Genomic DNA, 17,321 nt, shown 5'->3' on the forward strand with positions numbered 1-17,321 from the left:
CGTCTACAGCAGGTGGTCGGCTTTGCCGGCCTTGATGTCGGTGATGAGGGTGCGGAGGGCTTCGCGGGTGTCGGTGAGGTATTCGTCCTCGCGGCCGTTGAGGGCTATGTAGGCGTTGCCTTCGGGGTCGGTGCCGAGGCGGAAGCAGTTGCTGCCGTCCTGGCAGAAGGGGGCTTCCCAGGTGATGTCGGGCACGGGTAGTTCTCCTAGAGCTGGGACGCGATGGCATGTATGAGGTCGAGCGTCTTCTCCGGCGGGAGGGCGATGCGTTGCATCTCGTCCAGTTGCAGCCGGTACTTGCACAACTGCGCCTCTGCGTGGATGAATTCCACGACCGTCGCGCGATCCAGCTCGGCCGTGTCCAAGCGGGCGACCTGGCCGCGCGCGTACAGGATGGACTGACCCGAGCCGGGAAAGGCGCCGGCGGAGAACGGGATGGCCTGGACCGTGACGTTGTCGCGTTCGGCGGCGGTCATCAGGTGGTTGAGCTGGTCGCGCAGGACCGCGCGGCCGCCCACCTCGGTCCGGAGGACTCCCTCGTGGACGACGAGTTCGTACGGCGGGGCGTCGGGGCGGTCGATCGCCTCGTGGCGTTGGACGCGGTGGGCGACCCTGGCCTCGTACTCGGCCGGGGGCAGCGCCGGGATGGCGGCGTCGAACAGGGCGCGGGCGTAAGCCTCGGTCTGGAACTGGCCGGGCATGTGCGTCATCGTGCTGACGCGCAAGCCCTGGGCGTGCCACTCCAGTTCGGCGATGTCGAGGAAGGTCGACGGCAGGACGTCCTCGTACGCCTCCCACCAGCCGCGCACGCGGTCGCCGCACATCGCCACCAGTGCGCCGATCAGCGCTTGGTCGGTGCACTCGTAGACGAATGCGATCCGGCGCACCCGTTCGGGACTGGTCCCGTGACGACCGGCCTCGGTGCTGGAGATGACGGTCCGCTTCGTGTCCAGCAGGGCGGCGGCCTGCTCGGTGGACAGGCCCGCGTCCTCCCGTAGCTTGCGGAGCTCCGCACCCAGACGCTGCTGGCGTGCTGTCGGGTTGCTTCTCGGCGGCATGGGCTCCCTCCCCTCCGTGGCCCAGTCTGCCTTGCGGTGAGAAGCCCGGTCCAACGGGTCATCGGCGAATCGGTAGCACACGTACCCCCGATGCCCTACCGTAGTAGCGCGCAGCTACGCACGACTACGTCGGAAGCGCACCGCGAGTGACGGCGGCATGCCACCGGCGAACCCTCAGGAACCGACAAGTCCCCTTCGACGTAACGGAGTTCGTCATGCCTGAAATCCCCCGCTTACCAGCGCTGTGGCGCTTCCCGGCGCGGCCGGAGTCCGTGCGGCGGGCGCGGCATGCCGTCGCGGAGGCGCTGGAGGCGCTGCCGTGCGGGGTGGAGCCCCAACTGGCCGCGGATCTGGGGCTGGTGACCAGTGAGCTGGTCACGAATGCCGTGCGGCACGGGGCCCGGTGCGAGGAGGACGCGGTCATCGAGCTGGTGCTGTGGCCCGCCGACGGGCACTACTGGGTGGCGGTGTCCGACGGCGGGGCGGAGAAGCCGGAGTTGGCCGAGGCCGGGCCGGAGTGCGAGGGCGGGAGAGGGCTGGTGCTCATCGACGCGCTCGCGGAGGTCTGGGGGGTCGTGCCCCGGCCGGTCCGGGGGAAATCCGTGGTGGCCGGGCTGGGCGTCAGGTCCGGGCCGGGCGGGGTTCGGACAGGCGGTTGGCCTGGTGGGTGAGCGCGCGGCGCAGCACCGGGGTCAGGGGGCGTTCGACCAGGCGGTAGATCAGGTAGGCGAGCAGCAGCATCGAACCGATGGCGAGGGCGAGCACGCCGTAGTTCGGGATGCCGGTATGGATCTTCAGCTTCTCGATGACGAGGGTGCCCAGGATCTCGTGGACCAGGTAGAAGGGGTACGTCAGGGCGCCCGCCGTGGTCAGCCAGCGCCAGTCGACGTCCGCGACGCGGCGCACGAGCGTCACCGCGGCGATGGCGGCGAAGCCCGCGGCGACCAGGGCGATGACGACGGTCGGGGAGCGGTGGAAGGCGACGTGCATGCCGGGCGGCGCCACCAGGGCCTTGACCGCGTAGTGCTGGCCGAGCAGGAAGCCGCCCGCGACGACGCCCCAGGTCAGCAGGTCATGGCCGAAGCGCCGCAGCAGGTAGAGGCCGATGCCGCCGACGAAGAAGGGCGCGTACTCGGGCATCAGCACCACCTTCAGGAACTCCTGGCCGGAGGAGTCCGCGTACAGGGCGCCGATCGTCCACAGGGCGCAGAAGGCCAGGACGCGCTTGCGGGTGGCGCCGCGCCACAGGACGGTGACGGCGAAGAGCACGTAGAAGCGCATCTCGGCCCACAGCGTCCAGGAGACGCCCAGGACGCGCTCGGAGCCCGCCGGGGTCTGGAGCATCGTGAAGTTGGTGAGCAGGTCGGTGCGCGAGACGGTCTTGTAGCCGAGGACGAACAGGACGGCGGTCACCAGGATCAGCGCTGCCCAGTAGGCCGGGTACAGGCGGCTGATCCGGGAGATCGCGAACGCCTTGACGCTGCGGCCCCAGCCGCTCATGCAGATCACGAAGCCGCTGATGATGAAGAAGAACTGCACGCCCAGCGGTCCGTACGCGGCGGCGTGCGACAGGTGCGGGAAGATCTCCAGCGTCTGCCCGCGCCAGGCCCCGCTGCCCCGGAAGGCCAGGTGGTAGATCGCCACCATGAGCGCGGCCACCAGCCGCAGCCCGTCCAGCGCCCGCAACCGTCCCTTCCCGCCGCTCCGCACGTCGGCGGGTGCGTCGGCGGGTGCGTCGGCCAGAGGGACCGGGCCGGACATCGTCGGGTCGCTGGGTGCGGGGAGTTTCAGGCTCATCCCATTGCTGCCTTTTCGCCGGCGTGAGTGTCGGGGCGCGCACGGTCGGCCATTCGATCGCCCGTCACGTAGGCGTTCAGGCTAGGTGGACGCACAGGCTCCGCGGGGCGTTGGAGCAGGTCCAACAGGTCTGTGCGACCACTGTTTTCCTCGGTTTCACGGCCGGTTCACATGACCGTGACGGATTCGAATCCGTGGGCGCCCCCCACGGGACGGTCACGCCGCGGACGGTCACACCGCGGACGGGCTCGTCGCCTCGTACAGCTCGAACCAGATGGACTTGCCGTCGCCGCGCGGGTCGACGCCCCAGGCGTCGGCGAGCTCCTCGATGAGCATCAGGCCGCGGCCGGAGGACGCCATCTCGCCGGGAGAGCGGCGGTGCGGCATGTCGTCGGAGCGGTCGCCGACCTCGACGTGGAGGCGGCGGGTGCCGGGCATGCCGGTGACCATGGCGGTCAGTACGGCGTCCTCGTCGGTGTGCACCAGCACGTTGGTGACGAGTTCGGAGACGAGCAGGACGGCGGACTCGACCTGGTCGGCCGAGGTCCAGTCGTGCAGCAGGGCGCGGATGTCCTCGCGGGTGGCGCGGATACGGCCCGGGTCGGTCTGCGAGACGGTCAGCACCGCGCGCCGGACCGGGACCGCGCAGGTCGGGCCGTCGGGGTCGCGGCGCAGCAGGACCAGCGCGATGTCGTCCTCGCGGCGGTCGGCCAGCGGCCCGGTGGTGTGGTGGGAGGCGGGCCCGTGCACCGCGCGGATCAGGGAGTCGGCCAGCTCCTCCAGGTCGTCGGCGGGCCCGGCCTCCAGGACGTTGCGCAGCCGCTGCCAGCCGGTCTCCAGGTCGTGCCCGCCGGTCTCGATCAGGCCGTCGGTGCACAGCAGCAGCACCTCGCCGGGCTCCAGGACCATCCGGGTCGTCGGGTAGTCGGTGTCCGGCTCGATGCCCAGCGGCAGACCGCCCGCCGTACGCCGGACGATCGTCGTACCGTCGCCGAGCCGGATCGCGGGCTCCGGGTGCCCGGCGCGGCAGACGTCGAGCGTGCCGGTCAGCGGGTCGGCCTCCAGGTAGAGGCAGGTCGCGAAGCGTACGTCGGCGGACTCGTCGGCGTGCAGTCCGGCGTGCAGGCCGTCGTGCAGCCCCTCGCGCAGGCCGTCGCGCAGCCCGTCCGCGGGCCCGTCGGGGAGCCCGTCGTGCAGCCCGGCCAGGAAGCGGGAGGTGCGCGAGAGCACCGCGTCCGGGTGGTGGCCCTCGGCCGCGTAGGCGCGCAGCGCGATCCGCAGCTGGCCCATGATCCCGGCGGCCCGTACGTCATGGCCCTGGACGTCGCCGATGACGATCGCGGTACGGCCGGACGGCAGCCCGATCACGTCGTACCAGTCGCCGCCGACCTGGAGGCCGCCGCCGGTCGGCACGTACCGGGCGGCCACCGCCATGCCCTCGATGCCGGGCCTGCGGGCGGGCAGCATCGTGCGCTGGAGGCCGTCGGTCAGGGCGCGCTCCGACTCGTGCAGATGCGCGCGGGACAGCGCCTGCGCGAGCATCCGGGCGACCGTGGTGAGCACCGAGCGCTCGTCGGGCGTGAAGACCACCGGGTCGCGGAAGGCCGCCATCCAGGCGCCGATCGTGGACCCGGCCACGACCAGCGGCAGATACGCCCAGGAGGAGCGGCCGAACGGTTTCACCAGCGGCCAGGTGACCGGGAAGCGGTCCTCGTACGCGGCGGGCGACGGCAGATAGACCGCCTGGCCGGTACGGACCACCAGCGCGGCCGGGTAGTCGGTGTCCAGCGGCATGTCGAGGAAGGGGTCCTCGGTGCCCGCCGCCTGCCCGTGGTGGCCGATCACCGACAGCCGGTCGCCGTCCGTGCCGAAGACGGCGAGCCCGTCGGGCGAGAAGCCGGGCATCGACAAGGTGGCCGCCACCCGCAGCACCTCGGCGGTGGAGTCGGCCTCGGCCAGCGCGCGCCCCGCGTCCAGCAGGAACGCCTCCCGGGCCCGCCGCCAGCCGCCGCCCGCCTGCGCCGCCGCCCGTGAGGGCCCGCCGCGCACCTCGTGCAGCGTGCCCGTCATCACCGTGCCCTGCGGGCGCACCCTGGCCCGTACCGTCCGCAGGATCGTGCCGTTGTCGCCCACCACCCGCACCAGCGCCTCGGCGACCGTGCCCTCGGAGTAGGCGAGCGAGACCGCGCCGGACAGCGATACGTAGTCGGCTGCGTGCAGGCACGCCCGAACGGCGGACGTCCGGTGCTCGGCCGGGCCGCCGGACAGCCCGAGCAGGCGCGCGGCGCGGGCGTCGACCGTCACGGTGCCGGTGGCCTCGTCCCACTGCCACAGCCCGGTGCCGACGGCGGCCAGGACGTCCTCGGTGCGCATTTTGCCAGTTTATGAGAATGAGGACGTTATGGCCCAGTAGAGCCGCATACGTGGCCTTATGCCCCACCGAATCCGGAGTGAGGACGGTGTACGCGCGCCGGTAAGCTGTGCTGGGCCGCTGGCCCGGCCACCCACCCACCATCCAGCGTCGAGGACGAATGATGCACCGGTACCGGTCCCACACCTGCGGCGAGCTGCGCGCCACCGACGTCGCCACCGACGTCCGCCTGTCCGGCTGGCTGCACAATCGCCGCGACCTGGGCGGCATCCTCTTCGTCGACCTGCGCGACCACTACGGCTTCACCCAGCTCGTCGTCCGTCCAGGATCTCCGGTGTACGACCAGCTCAGCGGCCAGTCCAAGGAGTCCGTGGTCCGCGTGGACGGCCGGGTCCTGGCCCGCTCGGCGGAGAACGTCAACCCGGAGCTGCCGACCGGCGAGGTCGAGGTGGACGTGGCCGCCCTGGAGGTGCTGGGCGCGGCCGACCCGCTGCCCTTCCCGGTCTTCCCCGAGGACAACGCGAACGAGGAGATGCGGCTCACCAACCGTTTCCTCGACCTGCGCCGCCAGCGCATGCACCGCAACATCATGCTGCGCACCCAGGTCATCTCCTTCCTGCGCCGCGAGATGACCGCGCTCGGCTTCAACGAGATGGCCACCCCGATCCTGTCGGCCACCTCCCCCGAGGGCGCCCGCGACTTCCTGGTGCCCTCCCGCGTGCACGCCGGGAAGTTCTACGCGCTGCCGCAGGCCCCGCAGCAGTTCAAGCAGCTCCTGATGATCTCCGGCTTCGACCGCTACTTCCAGATCGCGCCCTGCTTCCGCGACGAGGACTCGCGCGCCGACCGCTCGCCCGGCGAGTTCTACCAGCTCGACGTCGAGATGAGCTTCGTCGAGCAGGAGGACGTCTTCGGCGTCATCGAGAAGGTCATGACCGACCTCTTCACCGAGCTGGGCGGTGGCCGCACCGTCACCTCGCCGTTCCCGCGCATCCCCTTCCGCGAGTCGATGCTCAAGTACGGCAACGACAAGCCGGACCTGCGCACCGCGCTCGAACTGGTCGACGTCTCCGAGGTGTTCGCCGGGTCGGGCTTCAAGGCGTTCGCCGACAAGCACGTCCGCGCGCTGGCCGTGCCCGGCACCGCAGAGCAGTCGCGCAAGTTCTTCGACCAGCTCGGCGAGTACGCTGTCTCGCTCGGCGCCAAGGGCCTGGCCTGGGTCCGGGTCGGCGGCTCCGCCGACAAGCCCGAGCTGACCGGCCCGATCGCCAAGTTCCTTACGGCGGAGGACGTTACGGCGCTGCTCGCCGCCGTCGGCGCCGAGCCCGGCACCGCGATCTTCTTCGGCGCCGGTGAGTTCGACGAGGTCTCCAAGATCATGGGCCCGGTCCGGGTCGAGGCCGCCAAGCGCACCGGGCAGTACGAGGAAGGTGTCTTCCGCTTCTGCTGGATCGTCGACTTCCCGATGTTCGAGCGCAACGAGGACACCGGGGCGGTGGAGTTCTCGCACAACCCCTTCTCCATGCCGCAGGGCGGCCTCGAAGCCCTCAACTCCAAGGACCCGCTGGACATTCTCGCCTGGCAGTACGACATCGTCTGCAACGGCATCGAGCTGTCCTCCGGGGCCATCCGTAACCACGAACCCGCCGTCATGTACCGCGCGTTCGAGATCGCGGGCTACACGCGCGAGACGGTGGAGGCCGAGTTCGGCGGCATGCTCCGCGCCTTCCACTTCGGCGCGCCGCCGCACGGCGGCATCGCGCCGGGCGTCGACCGTATGGTCATGCTCCTCGCCGACGAGCCCAACATCCGCGAGACCATCGCGTTCCCGCTCAACCAGAATGCCCAGGACCTTCTCATGGGCGCGCCCTCCGAGGTCGAGGACGCGCGGCTGCGCGAGCTCCACATCCAGCTCCGCCCTTCCGCAGGGCGCCCTTCCGCTGGGCGCTGAGCCGATCTTTTAAGGGGCGCGGCCCCTGGGCGTCTCCTTTGCCGGGGGCGGCAGGCCGATCTTTTCAGGGGCGCTGGGGGCACCTCCCAGCGGTAGCTGGGGGAGGAACTGCGCGGCCCGCCCCCACCGGCCGGTGGTCGGGACACCACCGAATTGCCCCTCTGGGGCCGGTGGTGACCTGCGGGAGCGTCGTGGCTGGCCGCGCAGTTCCCCGCGCCCCTAAAGACTCGGCGAGCCGCCCCCGGCAAAGGAGACGCCCGGGGGCAACCGCGGGGGAGGGTCACCGCGTTTAGGGGGGTGTGGAGAGGAAAAACGGTGTCGCACCCCGGTTTCGAGGAGTTCGTGGCGGCCCGCGGCCCCAGACTGCTGCGGGTCGCCTGGCTGTTGACCGGCGACCCGCACCTCGCAGAGGACCTGTTGCAGACGGTGCTGGCCAGGGTGTGGCCGAAGTGGCACCGGATCGCGGGCGACAGCCCGGAGGCGTACGTACGCAAGGCGCTGGTGCACACCCACGCCTCGTGGTGGCGGCGGCGCTGGCGCGGCGAGGTGCCGCACGGCGAACTGCCCGACCGCCCGCAGCCGGCGGACCCGTACGGGGACGTGGACCTGGAGCAGGCACTGGCGGCGGCGATACGGGAACTGCCGGTACGCCAGCGCGCGGTGGTCGTGCTGCGCTACTTCGAGGACCTGAGCGTGGCCGACACCGCGGATGTCCTCGGCTGCACGGAGGGCACCGTCAAGAGCCAGGCGTCCAAGGCGCTGCGGGCGCTGCGCGGACGGCTGCCGGAAGCCGTGGGCATGGGCGTCGGAGGTGAGCGCCATGACGGATGAGCGTTTCTCGGAGGACGACCTGCGCGCCCTGCTGGAGCGCGCGGTGCCCCAACTGCCCGCCCCCGTACAGCGGTTGGAGCGGGTCAAGGAGCGTGCGCTGCGCCGTCGCAGGCGCCGCGCGGCCGGGATGTCCGCCACCGTCGTGGTGGCGGTCGCGGCGGCCGGGCTCGTCCTGCCGGGCCTCGGCGGCACGTCGAGCGCCCCGCTGCCGCCCGCCGTCACCTCGCTCGCGCCGCCCGCGTCCGGCAGCGCCCCGACGGAGCCCGCTCCGGCGGACCCGACTCCGACCCGCGACGCGGCCGAGCCGCCGTCCGCCGCGTCGGCGGCGGTCACGTACCACTTTCCCGAACTGGCCGGTCTCGACCTGCGGTTGCCGCCCGGCTGGACGACGCTCGTCGCGCCCAAGACCGGTGACGTCTTCGCGTCCTCGCAGGCGCTCGGCCTGCCGACCGACGGCTGCGTCAAGCCGCTGGACGGCTTCTGCACCCCGCTGGTCCGCACCCTGACCCGCGGCGGGGTGCTGATGATGCTGACGCTCCGGCACAGCAAGGTCACGGTGGACAAGCTCAACGCCGCCAGCCGCCCGGTCACTTCGTCCGTCGTCCTCAGCGCCTGCCGGGCGGTCGGCGGCACCGCGCAGACCAACGCCCTGCTCACCGACGCGTCCGGCTCCGACGTCCTGATCGACGTCTCGGTGTGCCTGGCCGACGCCACCGACGCGCAGCGGTCCCGGATCAACGACGCGCTGAAGAACGCCGTCTTCTCGTGAAAGCTCCCGTGAAAGGCCACCATCCCGTCATGCGCGCCACCCGCCGCCCCCGCCGTCTCCTGGCCGCCGCCGTACTGACCGCGCTGGCCGCCGCCCCGCTGGTGTCCGGCTGCGTGGGCGGCGGCACGGGGGTGCGGGTGTCGAAGGTCGGCGACGAGGGGCCGCTGAGCACGGTGGTGAGCGGACCCGCGGGCCGGGCGGGCAGGTCCGCGCCCGAGCCGGTGCGGACGACACCCGCGCCGCCCGCCCAACTGCCGGGCCTGGGGCCGAGAACGCGCTCGCAGATCCCCGCCGACGCGCGGCAGGCCGTCCTGGTCACCGGCGCGGGACCCGACTCGCCGGACGCGAAGGTCACCTTCTACACCCGTGAGGACACGGCCGGCTGGCGGCCGTCGGGTCCGGTGTGGGCCGCGCACAACGCGCTGCGCGGCTGGACCGACACGCACCACACCGGCGATCTGCGCTCACCGGTCGGCGTCTTCGGCCTCACCGACGCGGGCGGCCACCTCCCCGACCCCGGCACCGCACTCCCCTACGACCACGCGCCGATCGGCTTCAGCGTCTCCGGCACCGGCTTCAGGGGTGAGCCGCTGGCGGGCTCCTTCGACTACGTCATCGCCGTCAACTACAACCACCTGCCCGGCACTTCACCGCGCGACTGGACGCGTCCGCTGGGCGCCTCGCGCGGCGGCGGCATCTGGCTGCACGTGGATCACGGCGGCCCGACCCAGGGCTGTGTCTCGCTGCCGCGGCAGGCCATGCGGACGCTGCTGCGCACCCTGGACCCCACGCTGCACCCGGTGGTGGTGATGGGAGACGGGGCCGCGCTGGCGCGCTGAACGGCCGTACGCACGGCCCCGGTCGCGTTCCTCAGGCGGCCGGTGCGTCCGGGTCGCCGCCGAACCGCTCGATGTACGACGCCAGGTCCTCGTCGGAGATCTTCGCGAAGAGCACCGGCGGGACCGTGAAGGAGGTGCCCGCGGGCACCGCGTCCAGCGCGCGGGCCTCGTCGGCGGTGACCCAGCGGGCGTCGTCGGCGGGCAGCGCGAAGGCGGCCCGCATGGCGGCGGCCGAGGCCGGGATGAACGGCTCGGACACCACCGCGTAGAGGTGGATGAGATTCATCGCGGTACGCAGCGTGAGCGCGGCGCCGTCCTGGTCGGTCTTGATCTCCATCCAGGGGGCCTTCTCCTCCAGGTAGGAGTTGCCCGCGCTCCACAGTGCCCGCAACGACTGCGCGGCCTTGCGGAATTGCAGCGTCTCCATGTGGTCCTCGTATTCGGCGAGCAGCGCGGCGATCTGCTCGCCGAGCTTCGCCTCGGCGGCGCCGGCCGCCGAACCCGCGGGCACTTCGTCGCCGAATCGCTTGCGCGAGAAGGACAGGACGCGGTTGACGAAATTGCCGAGGGTGTCGGCGAGGTCCTTGTTGACGCCCGCCGCGAACAGCTCCCAGGTGAAGGAGGTGTCGTCGGACTCCGGCGCGTTCGCGATGAGGAAGTAGCGCCAGTAGTCGGCGGGCAGCAGCTCAAGGGCGGCGTCGGTGAAGACACCGCGGCGCTGCGAGGTGGAGAACTTGCCGCCGTAGTAGTTCAGCCAGTTGAAGGCCTTGACGTAGTCGACCTTCTTCCACGGTTCACGGGTGCCCAGTTGGGTCGCCGGGAACATCACGGTGTGGAAGGGCACATTGTCCTTGGCCATGAACTCGGTGTAACGGACCGTGTCGTCGGCCTCGTACCACCACGACTTCCAGTCCCGTACGTCACCCTCGGGCGCGGCGTCGGCCCACTCCTTGGTGGAACCGATGTACTCGATGGGTGCGTCGAACCAGACGTAGAACACCTTTCCGTCCGCGGCCAGCTCTGGCCAGGTGTCGGCCGGTACGGGAACGCCCCAATCCAGGTCGCGGGTGATCGCCCGGTCCTGGAGTCCCTCGGTGAGCCATTTCCGCGCGATGGACGAGGCCAGGGTGGGCCAGTCGGCGCCGTTCGCGTCGATCCACGCCTCGACCTCGCCGGCGAGCTTGGACTGGAGGAGGAACAGGTGCTTGGTCTCGCGGACCTCCAGCGCGCTGCTGCCGCTGATCGCGGAGCGCGCGTCGATGAGGTCGGTCGGGTCGAGCACCCGCGTGCAGTTCTCGCACTGGTCGCCGCGGGCCTTGTCGTATCCGCAGTACGGGCAGGTGCCGACGATGTAGCGGTCGGGCAGGAAGCGTTCGTCGGCGAGCGAGTAGACCTGCCGGACGGCCCGCTCCTCGATGAAGCCGTTCTCGTCGAGCTTGCGCGCGAAGTGCTGGGTGATGTCGCGGTTCTCCGCCGAGGAGCTGCGGCCGAAGTGGTCGAAGGACAGCTCGAAGCCGTCGTAGATCGCCTTCTGCGCGAGGTGTGCCTGGCCGCAGAAGACGTCGACCGGCAGGCCCGCCTCCTTGGCAGCCAGCTCGGCGGGGGTGCCGTGCTCGTCGGTGGCGCAGATGTAGAGGACCTCGTGGCCGCGCTGCCGCAGATACCGCGAGTAGACGTCTGCCGGGAGCATGGACCCCACCATGTTGCCCAGATGCTTGATCCCGTTGATATAGGGGAGGGCTGAGGTGATGAGGTGACGCGCCATTGCGGGCTGCTCCCAATTCGTTGCGGGGAGTGAGTAATTCCTCTACGGACGGTCAATATCGTATCGGACGACCGGGGGGCATCCGCCGCCCCTTTTCCGGGTAGCCGGGCCATGAAGGGCTGTGAACGGCCCTGGGGGGCCGGGCGCTGAAGATCACAGCGAGTGACTGCACGTGCACATGCACGTGCACATGCACGTGCCTGCCCAACGAGTTATGATCTGCCGTACCAGACATGGCACTTATGGGGAGTGGCTGATGCGCCGGACGCACAACGGAATGGCCGCAGAAGACCTACGCGGAGTGGTCTGGCAGAAGAGCCGTCACAGCAATGCCAATGGAACGTGCGTCGAGTTCGCCGCCCTGCCCGACGGCGAGGTCGCCGTACGGAATTCGCGCTTCCCCGACGGTCCGGCGCTGATATACACACGTGCGGAGATCGAATCGATGATCATCGGCGTGAAAGCCGGTGAATTCGACCACCTGGTCCCGTAATGCTCCTGACCTGCCCTTGACCTAACACGGTCCCGTCGGTGTGAGGAAAAGCGCCCAGACGACCTTTCCCGTGCCGCTCAGCGGGTGCCATCCCCAGTTCTCGCTGAACGAGTCCACCAGATGGAGACCGCGGCCGGTCTCGGCCACGAAATCAGGGTCCTTGGCGACGGGCGCCACCCCGCTGGGGTCACGCACCGCACACACCACGCGCGAGGTCCAGCGCACCAGGCTCAGCCGTACCGGGGCGCCGGGCGCGCCGATCGGCACCGCGTACCGCAGCGCGTTGGTCACCAGCTCGGACGCGACCAGTTCGACCGAGTCGCGGAGCGTGGACAGATCCCATCGTTGGAGCGTCGCGCGCGTGAAGTGACGTGCCTCACCCACTGACTCCAGGGCGGCGGGCAGCTCACAGGTGGCTCCGTTACCCGAGGCCACGCGCTCAGGCGCGAGCACTCCCTGCCATAACGGCTCCAGCACGGCGACTGCCTCTGCCTTCATACGTGCCCCCGGGGTATCTGCACGTCCACCATGCTCATGGATCAGCACCCTCCGATGCAAGAGCGTCTGCACGTGCATCTGCAAGGAATTGATGCACGTGTCGATGGAGAGTGACCGAATGGGTACACCGCGCAGTCCGTTAGTGGCAGACTGCTGATGAACCAAGGGCGGAGCGTGACCTATGAGCGCAGGGCAGCCGGGAGGCGGGTCCATCGTGCGACGAATGCTGCTCGGAGCGCAGCTGCGGCGGCTGCGTGAGTCCAAGGGCATCACCCGCGAGCTGGCGGGCTACTCGATCCGGGCCTCCGAATCGAAAATCAGCCGCATGGAGCTGGGAAGAGTCAGTTTCAAGGAGCGCGACGTCGCCGATCTGCTGACCCTCTACGAGGTCACCGACGACGCCGAGCGGGCGGCCATGCTGGGCCTGGTCCGCGAGGCCAACGCGGCCGGCTGGTGGCACGGTTACGGCGAGGTCATGCCGACGTGGTTCCAGACGTACGTGGGCCTGGAGGAGTCGGCCGCACTGATCCGCACCTTCGAAGTGCAGTTCGTGCACGGCCTGTTGCAGACCGAGGACTACATAAGGTCGGTGATCCGGCTTGGTCACCCCGAAGCAGCCGTGCCCTGGGTGGAAAGACGAGTCGGTCTACGCCTGGAGCGGCAAAAGCTTCTCGTCTCCGAGCAGGCGCCGCACTTCGTCGCCGTCATGGACGAGGGCGCGCTGCGCCGTCCGTTCGGCGGCCGACAGGTGATGATCGACCAGGTGCGGCACGTCCTCGAAGCCGCCGAGCGGCCCAATGTCGACGTCCGCATCCTGCCGTTCGCCACGGGCGGGCACGCGGCGGGCGGCGGCGCCTTCACGCTGCTGAGCTTCCCGGAGTCCGACCTGCCGGACCTGGTCTACCTGGAGCAGCTCACCGGGGCGCTCTACATCGACAAGCCCGACGAAGTGGTCGAGTACCAGAAGGCGATGAACGCGCTGAGTGATGTCGCGCTGACGCCCACCGCGTCCCTGGACTGGCTGAACTCCTTCCAGCGCGAACTGTGAGCCGTGCGCTCGGGGCCGACCTTCACCGGTGACGGTGGGGGTCGGCCCTTCGCGTGCGAACAGTGGCGGACGCGGAGCTTCCGCTCCCGATTCCGTCACCCTCCCCGCATTGACGATTACGCAAATGCGCACCGCGTACAGTGTCTCGCCGGGCAATTCGCCCGAGGTGGAACCGGTGTGACGCGCGTCATACGAGCGGGATGGTTCAAGTGGTAAACGTTGGGGCTTCGTCGTGTGCGTGCGAGCCACCGGACTGAAGGTGTGGGAATGGGCGTTCGTGGGCGCAAGCGAGAACCCAAGCGCAATCGAAAGCGCTGGATCATCTCGATAGCCGTCGCCTTCGTGGTGCTGCTCGCCGGTGGCGCCGGCGCGATCTACCTGAAGCTCAACGGCAACATCTCGACGTTCGACTCGGCGGGGCTGAGCAAGAACCGGCCCAAGGCCGCGCCCGCCGACGCCAACGGCCACACCGCCGTCAACGTCCTGCTGATCGGCTCCGACACCCGCTCCGGCGCGAACGGCAAGCTCGGCGGCTCCGCCGCCGGCGACATCGGCCGCTCGGACACCACGATCCTGCTGCACGTCTACCCCGACCACAAACACGCGGTGGGCATCTCCGTACCGCGTGACTCGATGGTCGACATACCTCCGTGCCTGCTGCCCAACGGCAAGTGGTCGCCGGACCAGCCCAGGGCGCAGTTCAACTCGGCGTTCTCGATGGGCGACACGGCCAAGGGCAATCCGGCGTGTACGCAGAACACCATCGAGAAGCTGTCCGGGCTGCGCGTGGACCACACCATGGTGGTCGACTTCGAGGGCTTCGCGTCCATGACCTCCGCCGTGCACGGCGTCGAGGTCTGTGTGCCGAACAAGATCTACCAGGGGGACATGAACCCCAACCGCGGCAGCAAGGGCAAGGTCGTCCTCGACGCGGGCATGCAGAATCTCCAGGGACAGCAGGCGCTGGACTACGTCCGCGTACGGCACGGGGTCGGCGACAACTCCGACGTCGGCCGCATGCTGCGGCAGCAGGCGTTCCTGTCCGCCCTGATCGCCAAGATCAAGGGGCAGGGCATGAACCCGACGACGCTGCTGCCGCTGGCCGACGCCGCCACCAAGTCGCTCACCGTGGACCCGGGGCTCGGCAGCGCCACCAAGCTGATGTCCTTCGGGCTGTCGCTGAAGAACATCGACCTCAAGAACATCCAGTTCATCACCGCGCCGTGGAAGTACGACGGGCCGCGCATCGACCTCGTCCACCCCGACGTGGACGACCTCTTCGCGGAGCTGCGGGCCAACCGCACGCTGGAAGGCGTCGACGCCTCGGGCAAGCCGAAGTCGACGGCCTCCCCGACGCCCGCCGCCACGGTCGACGGCACCGGCGTCCCGGTCGGCGTCTTCAACGGCACCTCCGTGGACGGGCTCGGCGGCAAGGCCGCCGACAAGCTCAAGGGCTCCGGTTACACCGTCACCGGGACCTCGACCGCCAAGTCCCAGGACCACGCCACCACGCGTATCGAGTACGGGCCCGCCGACAAGGCGCACGCCGCCGAGCTCGCCAAGCTCTTTCCCGGGGCGGAGCTCGCTCCGCTCGACATCACCGGTGTCAATCTCGTCGTCGGCCAGGATTTCGCCTCGGCGGCGGGCAAGCCGAAGCCGTTGCCCACCAATCTCACGCAGCAGGCTCGCGCCGCGGACAGCGATCCCTGCCAGAAGCTCTCCTACGGCTGACGCCCCCGGGGCGCTTCTTCTGCCCAGGGGGGCAGGCCGATCTTTCAGGGGCGCGGCCCCTGGCGGTTCCCTTGCGCTGGGGGGCAGGCCGATCTTTTTAGGGGCGCGGGGAACTGCGCGCTCAGCCAGCGCGGCGGCGCGGGCGAAAAACCGGCCCCAGTGGGGCAGATGCTGTGTGTTTTCGGGCTGACAGCCCGGTGGGGGCGGGCCGCGCAGTTCCCCGCGCCCCTAAAAACCGGCCAGCCGCCCCGGGCGGAGGAACCGCCAGGGGCCGCGCCCCTGAAAAGATCGGGCGCCCCCCCGGGGCTAGTCGGCTACGGCGGCTTGGGCCGTCACACGGTTGATGCGGCCGCGTACGAGATATTCGCCGGGAACGGCGTTGCGGGCGCCGAATTCGGCCCCCCGGGCGGAGCCCATGTAGCGGGAACCGATCTTGGTGGACCAGAGGAGCAGAGCGGCGGGGTCCTCGACGAGCTCGGCGGTGCACTCGAAGAGGACGAAGGAGTAGGGCGGCTCCTGGTCGTCCACGCAGAGCGCGAAGCGGGCGTCGCGGCGCAGGGCCCTGCCCTTGAGGGAGTCGCTGCCGGTGTTGAAGACGACGCGGATGTCGGAGGGGTCGGTGTCGTCGAGCAGGAACCAGACGGGCGTGACGTGGGGACCGCCGTCCTTGCGCTGGACGGCGAGCTTCCCGGTGCGGGTGCCGGTGGAGGCGAAGGCGCGCCATTCGGCCTCGGTCATGTGCTGCATGGGGTCAGGTTAGGGCCGGGCGGGGCCGGAGGTCAGGCCGCCCCGCCGTGGGTGTGGGCGGCGGCGCCGCGTACCTCCAGGCCGTCGAGGAGTTCGGCGGTGGCCGCGGCGACGGCGGCCACGGCGGCGTCGAAGACCTCACGGTTGTGCGCGGCGGGCGCGCGGAAACCGGAGATCTTGCGGACGTACTGGAGCGCCGCCGCTGTGATGTCGTCCTCGTCCGGATCGGGCGTCATCGGCGGTCGGAGGGTCTTGATGCTTCTGCACATGTCTCCAGTGTCGCGCGGGGGTACGACATCGCGACCCGAACTCGGTCACGGCGGCCCCTTGGCGTGCGGCCGTCGCAGTGCTTCAATGCTCTCCATTGGTTAGGAACCTTTCCTAACTGCACAGCAGGCCCCCGCAGTTGGCCGTTCCTCCGACGGCCGGAAACGGAGACGCACGTGCACCGATCCCCCCACTCGCACCGCTCGAACCGGCGCCCCAGCCGCCGGATAGCCATGATCGCCGCCGTCGGCGTACTGGCGGGCGGCGGCGCCTCGCTGGCCCTGGCCACGGCGGGCAACGCGGCCAGCGCGCCCGGCGCGCACACCGCCGCCGTCGCCGCCGTCGCGCCCAAGGCGGCGGCAGCCGGTCTCGCCGACCCGCACAAGAAGGAAATCGCGATGGAGCTGGTCTCCAGCGCGGAGAACTCCTCGCTGGACTGGAAGGCCCAGTACAAGTACATCGAGGACATCGGCGACGGCCGCGGCTACACCGCGGGCATCATCGGCTTCTGTTCCGGCACCGGCGACATGCTGGACCTGGTCAAGCACTACAACGACCTCAAGCCCGGCAACGTCCTGGCCAAGTACCTCCCCGCGCTGGAGAGCGTCAACGGCTCCGACTCGCACTCCGGCCTCGGCTCGGCCTTCGTGAGCGCGTGGAAGACCGCCGCCAAGGACACCGTCTTCCAGACCGCGCAGAACGACGAGCGCGACCGGGTCTACTTCAACCCCTCGGTCAACCAGGCCAAGACGGACGGCCTGGGCACCCTCGGCCAGTTCATCTACTACGACGCCATCGTGATGCACGGCCCCGGCGACGACTCCGTCAGCTTCGGCGGCATCCGCAAGACCGCCATGAAGAAGGCCAAGACCCCGGCCCAGGGCGGCAACGAGACCACGTACCTCAACGCCTTCCTCGACGCCCGCAAGGCCGCGATGAAGACGGAGGACGCCCACGACGACACCAGCCGCGTGGACACCGAGCAGCGCGTCTTCCTGAACGCGGGAAACCTCAACCTGGACCCGCCGCTGAAGTGGAAGACGTACGGCGACTCGTACCAGATCCTGACGCTTCCGTAGCCCCCGACCCGTTCCGCCCCCGGCCCGCCGACCCCTGTGTCGGCGGGCCGGGTACGCTCCCGGGGTCGGATGCAGAG

At 70.3% G+C, this 17,321-nt stretch carries 17 protein-coding genes; 9 read left to right on the top strand and 8 right to left on the bottom strand.

Annotated elements, in window-relative coordinates; all coding sequences use genetic code 11:
* Positions 1-3 precede the first annotated feature (3 nt).
* A complete protein-coding gene (locus BGM09_RS17420) occupies positions 4-195 on the bottom strand; it encodes a hypothetical protein (RefSeq protein ID WP_188282526.1) in 192 nt (63 codons plus the stop codon).
* An 11-nt stretch (positions 196-206) separates the two neighbouring features.
* Positions 207-1,058 (bottom strand): helix-turn-helix domain-containing protein, encoded by an 852-nt coding sequence (locus BGM09_RS17425; protein WP_188282527.1) that lies wholly within the window; start codon positions 1,056-1,058, stop codon positions 207-209.
* 215 nt (positions 1,059-1,273) lie between these two features.
* Between BGM09_RS17425 and BGM09_RS17430 the strand changes: the two genes are divergently transcribed.
* A complete protein-coding gene (locus BGM09_RS17430) occupies positions 1,274-1,729 on the top strand; it encodes an ATP-binding protein (RefSeq protein ID WP_188282528.1) in 456 nt (151 codons plus the stop codon).
* On the opposite strand, the gene BGM09_RS17435 is transcribed toward BGM09_RS17430, so the two are convergent.
* The gene (locus BGM09_RS17435; RefSeq protein WP_188282529.1) at positions 1,680-2,855 is read right to left on the bottom strand and encodes an acyltransferase family protein; all 1,176 of its coding nucleotides are present in this window, start codon (positions 2,853-2,855) and stop codon (positions 1,680-1,682) included. The two genes, BGM09_RS17430 and BGM09_RS17435, sit on opposite strands and share 50 nt — an antisense overlap.
* Before the next feature lie 231 nt (positions 2,856-3,086).
* Positions 3,087-5,228, bottom strand: coding sequence for a SpoIIE family protein phosphatase (locus BGM09_RS17440; RefSeq protein WP_188282530.1), 2,142 nt, complete (start codon positions 5,226-5,228; stop codon positions 3,087-3,089).
* 161 nt (positions 5,229-5,389) lie between these two features.
* Here BGM09_RS17440 and aspS point away from each other — a divergent pair, with 161 nt between their 5' ends.
* From aspS to BGM09_RS17460, 4 genes are all read left to right on the top strand, one after another.
* Positions 5,390-7,177, top strand: coding sequence for an aspartate--tRNA ligase (gene aspS, locus BGM09_RS17445; protein ID WP_188282531.1), 1,788 nt, complete (start codon positions 5,390-5,392; stop codon positions 7,175-7,177).
* Between the two features lie 297 nt (positions 7,178-7,474).
* A complete protein-coding gene (locus BGM09_RS17450) occupies positions 7,475-8,008 on the top strand; it encodes a SigE family RNA polymerase sigma factor (protein WP_188282532.1) in 534 nt (177 codons plus the stop codon).
* Entirely contained in the window at positions 7,998-8,777 is a 780-nt protein-coding gene (locus BGM09_RS17455; protein WP_188282533.1) for a hypothetical protein, read from the top strand. Before BGM09_RS17450 ends, BGM09_RS17455 begins: the two co-directional genes overlap by 11 nt.
* A gap of 29 nt (positions 8,778-8,806) precedes the next feature.
* On the top strand, positions 8,807-9,616 hold the full coding sequence (locus tag BGM09_RS17460; RefSeq protein WP_188282534.1) for a hypothetical protein: 810 nt from the start codon (positions 8,807-8,809) through the stop codon (positions 9,614-9,616).
* A gap of 31 nt (positions 9,617-9,647) precedes the next feature.
* Here BGM09_RS17460 and metG read toward each other — a convergent pair whose 3' ends face one another.
* Positions 9,648-11,381, bottom strand: coding sequence for a methionine--tRNA ligase (metG, locus tag BGM09_RS17465; protein ID WP_188282535.1), 1,734 nt, complete (start codon positions 11,379-11,381; stop codon positions 9,648-9,650).
* 256 nt (positions 11,382-11,637) lie between these two features.
* Here metG and BGM09_RS17470 point away from each other — a divergent pair, with 256 nt between their 5' ends.
* On the top strand, positions 11,638-11,874 hold the full coding sequence (locus tag BGM09_RS17470; protein WP_188282536.1) for a DUF397 domain-containing protein: 237 nt from the start codon (positions 11,638-11,640) through the stop codon (positions 11,872-11,874).
* 21 nt (positions 11,875-11,895) lie between these two features.
* Here the strand turns inward: BGM09_RS17470 and BGM09_RS17475 are convergent, their stop codons facing one another.
* Complete coding sequence (locus BGM09_RS17475) at positions 11,896-12,372, bottom strand: ATP-binding protein (RefSeq protein ID WP_188282537.1); 477 nt, start codon at positions 12,370-12,372, stop codon at positions 11,896-11,898.
* Positions 12,373-12,553: 181 nt separating this feature from the next.
* On the opposite strand from BGM09_RS17475, the gene BGM09_RS17480 reads away from it, so the two are divergent.
* Both BGM09_RS17480 and BGM09_RS17485 read left to right on the top strand, forming a co-directional pair.
* Positions 12,554-13,420 (top strand): helix-turn-helix domain-containing protein, encoded by an 867-nt coding sequence (locus BGM09_RS17480; RefSeq protein WP_188282538.1) that lies wholly within the window; start codon positions 12,554-12,556, stop codon positions 13,418-13,420.
* Positions 13,421-13,687: 267 nt separating this feature from the next.
* A complete protein-coding gene (locus BGM09_RS17485) occupies positions 13,688-15,151 on the top strand; it encodes an LCP family protein (RefSeq protein ID WP_188282539.1) in 1,464 nt (487 codons plus the stop codon).
* A 306-nt stretch (positions 15,152-15,457) separates the two neighbouring features.
* On the opposite strand, the gene BGM09_RS17490 is transcribed toward BGM09_RS17485, so the two are convergent.
* Both BGM09_RS17490 and BGM09_RS17495 read right to left on the bottom strand, forming a co-directional pair.
* Entirely contained in the window at positions 15,458-15,898 is a 441-nt protein-coding gene (locus BGM09_RS17490; protein ID WP_188282540.1) for a PPOX class F420-dependent oxidoreductase, read from the bottom strand.
* Positions 15,899-15,930: 32 nt separating this feature from the next.
* A complete protein-coding gene (locus BGM09_RS17495; RefSeq protein WP_188282541.1) occupies positions 15,931-16,167 on the bottom strand; it encodes a DUF2277 domain-containing protein in 237 nt (78 codons plus the stop codon).
* A gap of 231 nt (positions 16,168-16,398) precedes the next feature.
* Here BGM09_RS17495 and BGM09_RS17500 point away from each other — a divergent pair, with 231 nt between their 5' ends.
* Positions 16,399-17,244 (top strand): chitosanase, encoded by an 846-nt coding sequence (locus tag BGM09_RS17500; RefSeq protein WP_188282599.1) that lies wholly within the window; start codon positions 16,399-16,401, stop codon positions 17,242-17,244.
* The last annotated feature ends 77 nt before the right edge of the window (positions 17,245-17,321 follow it).

Source organism: Streptomyces sp. CBMA29, from assembly GCF_014596445.1.
Lineage (GTDB): Bacteria > Actinomycetota > Actinomycetes > Streptomycetales > Streptomycetaceae > Actinacidiphila.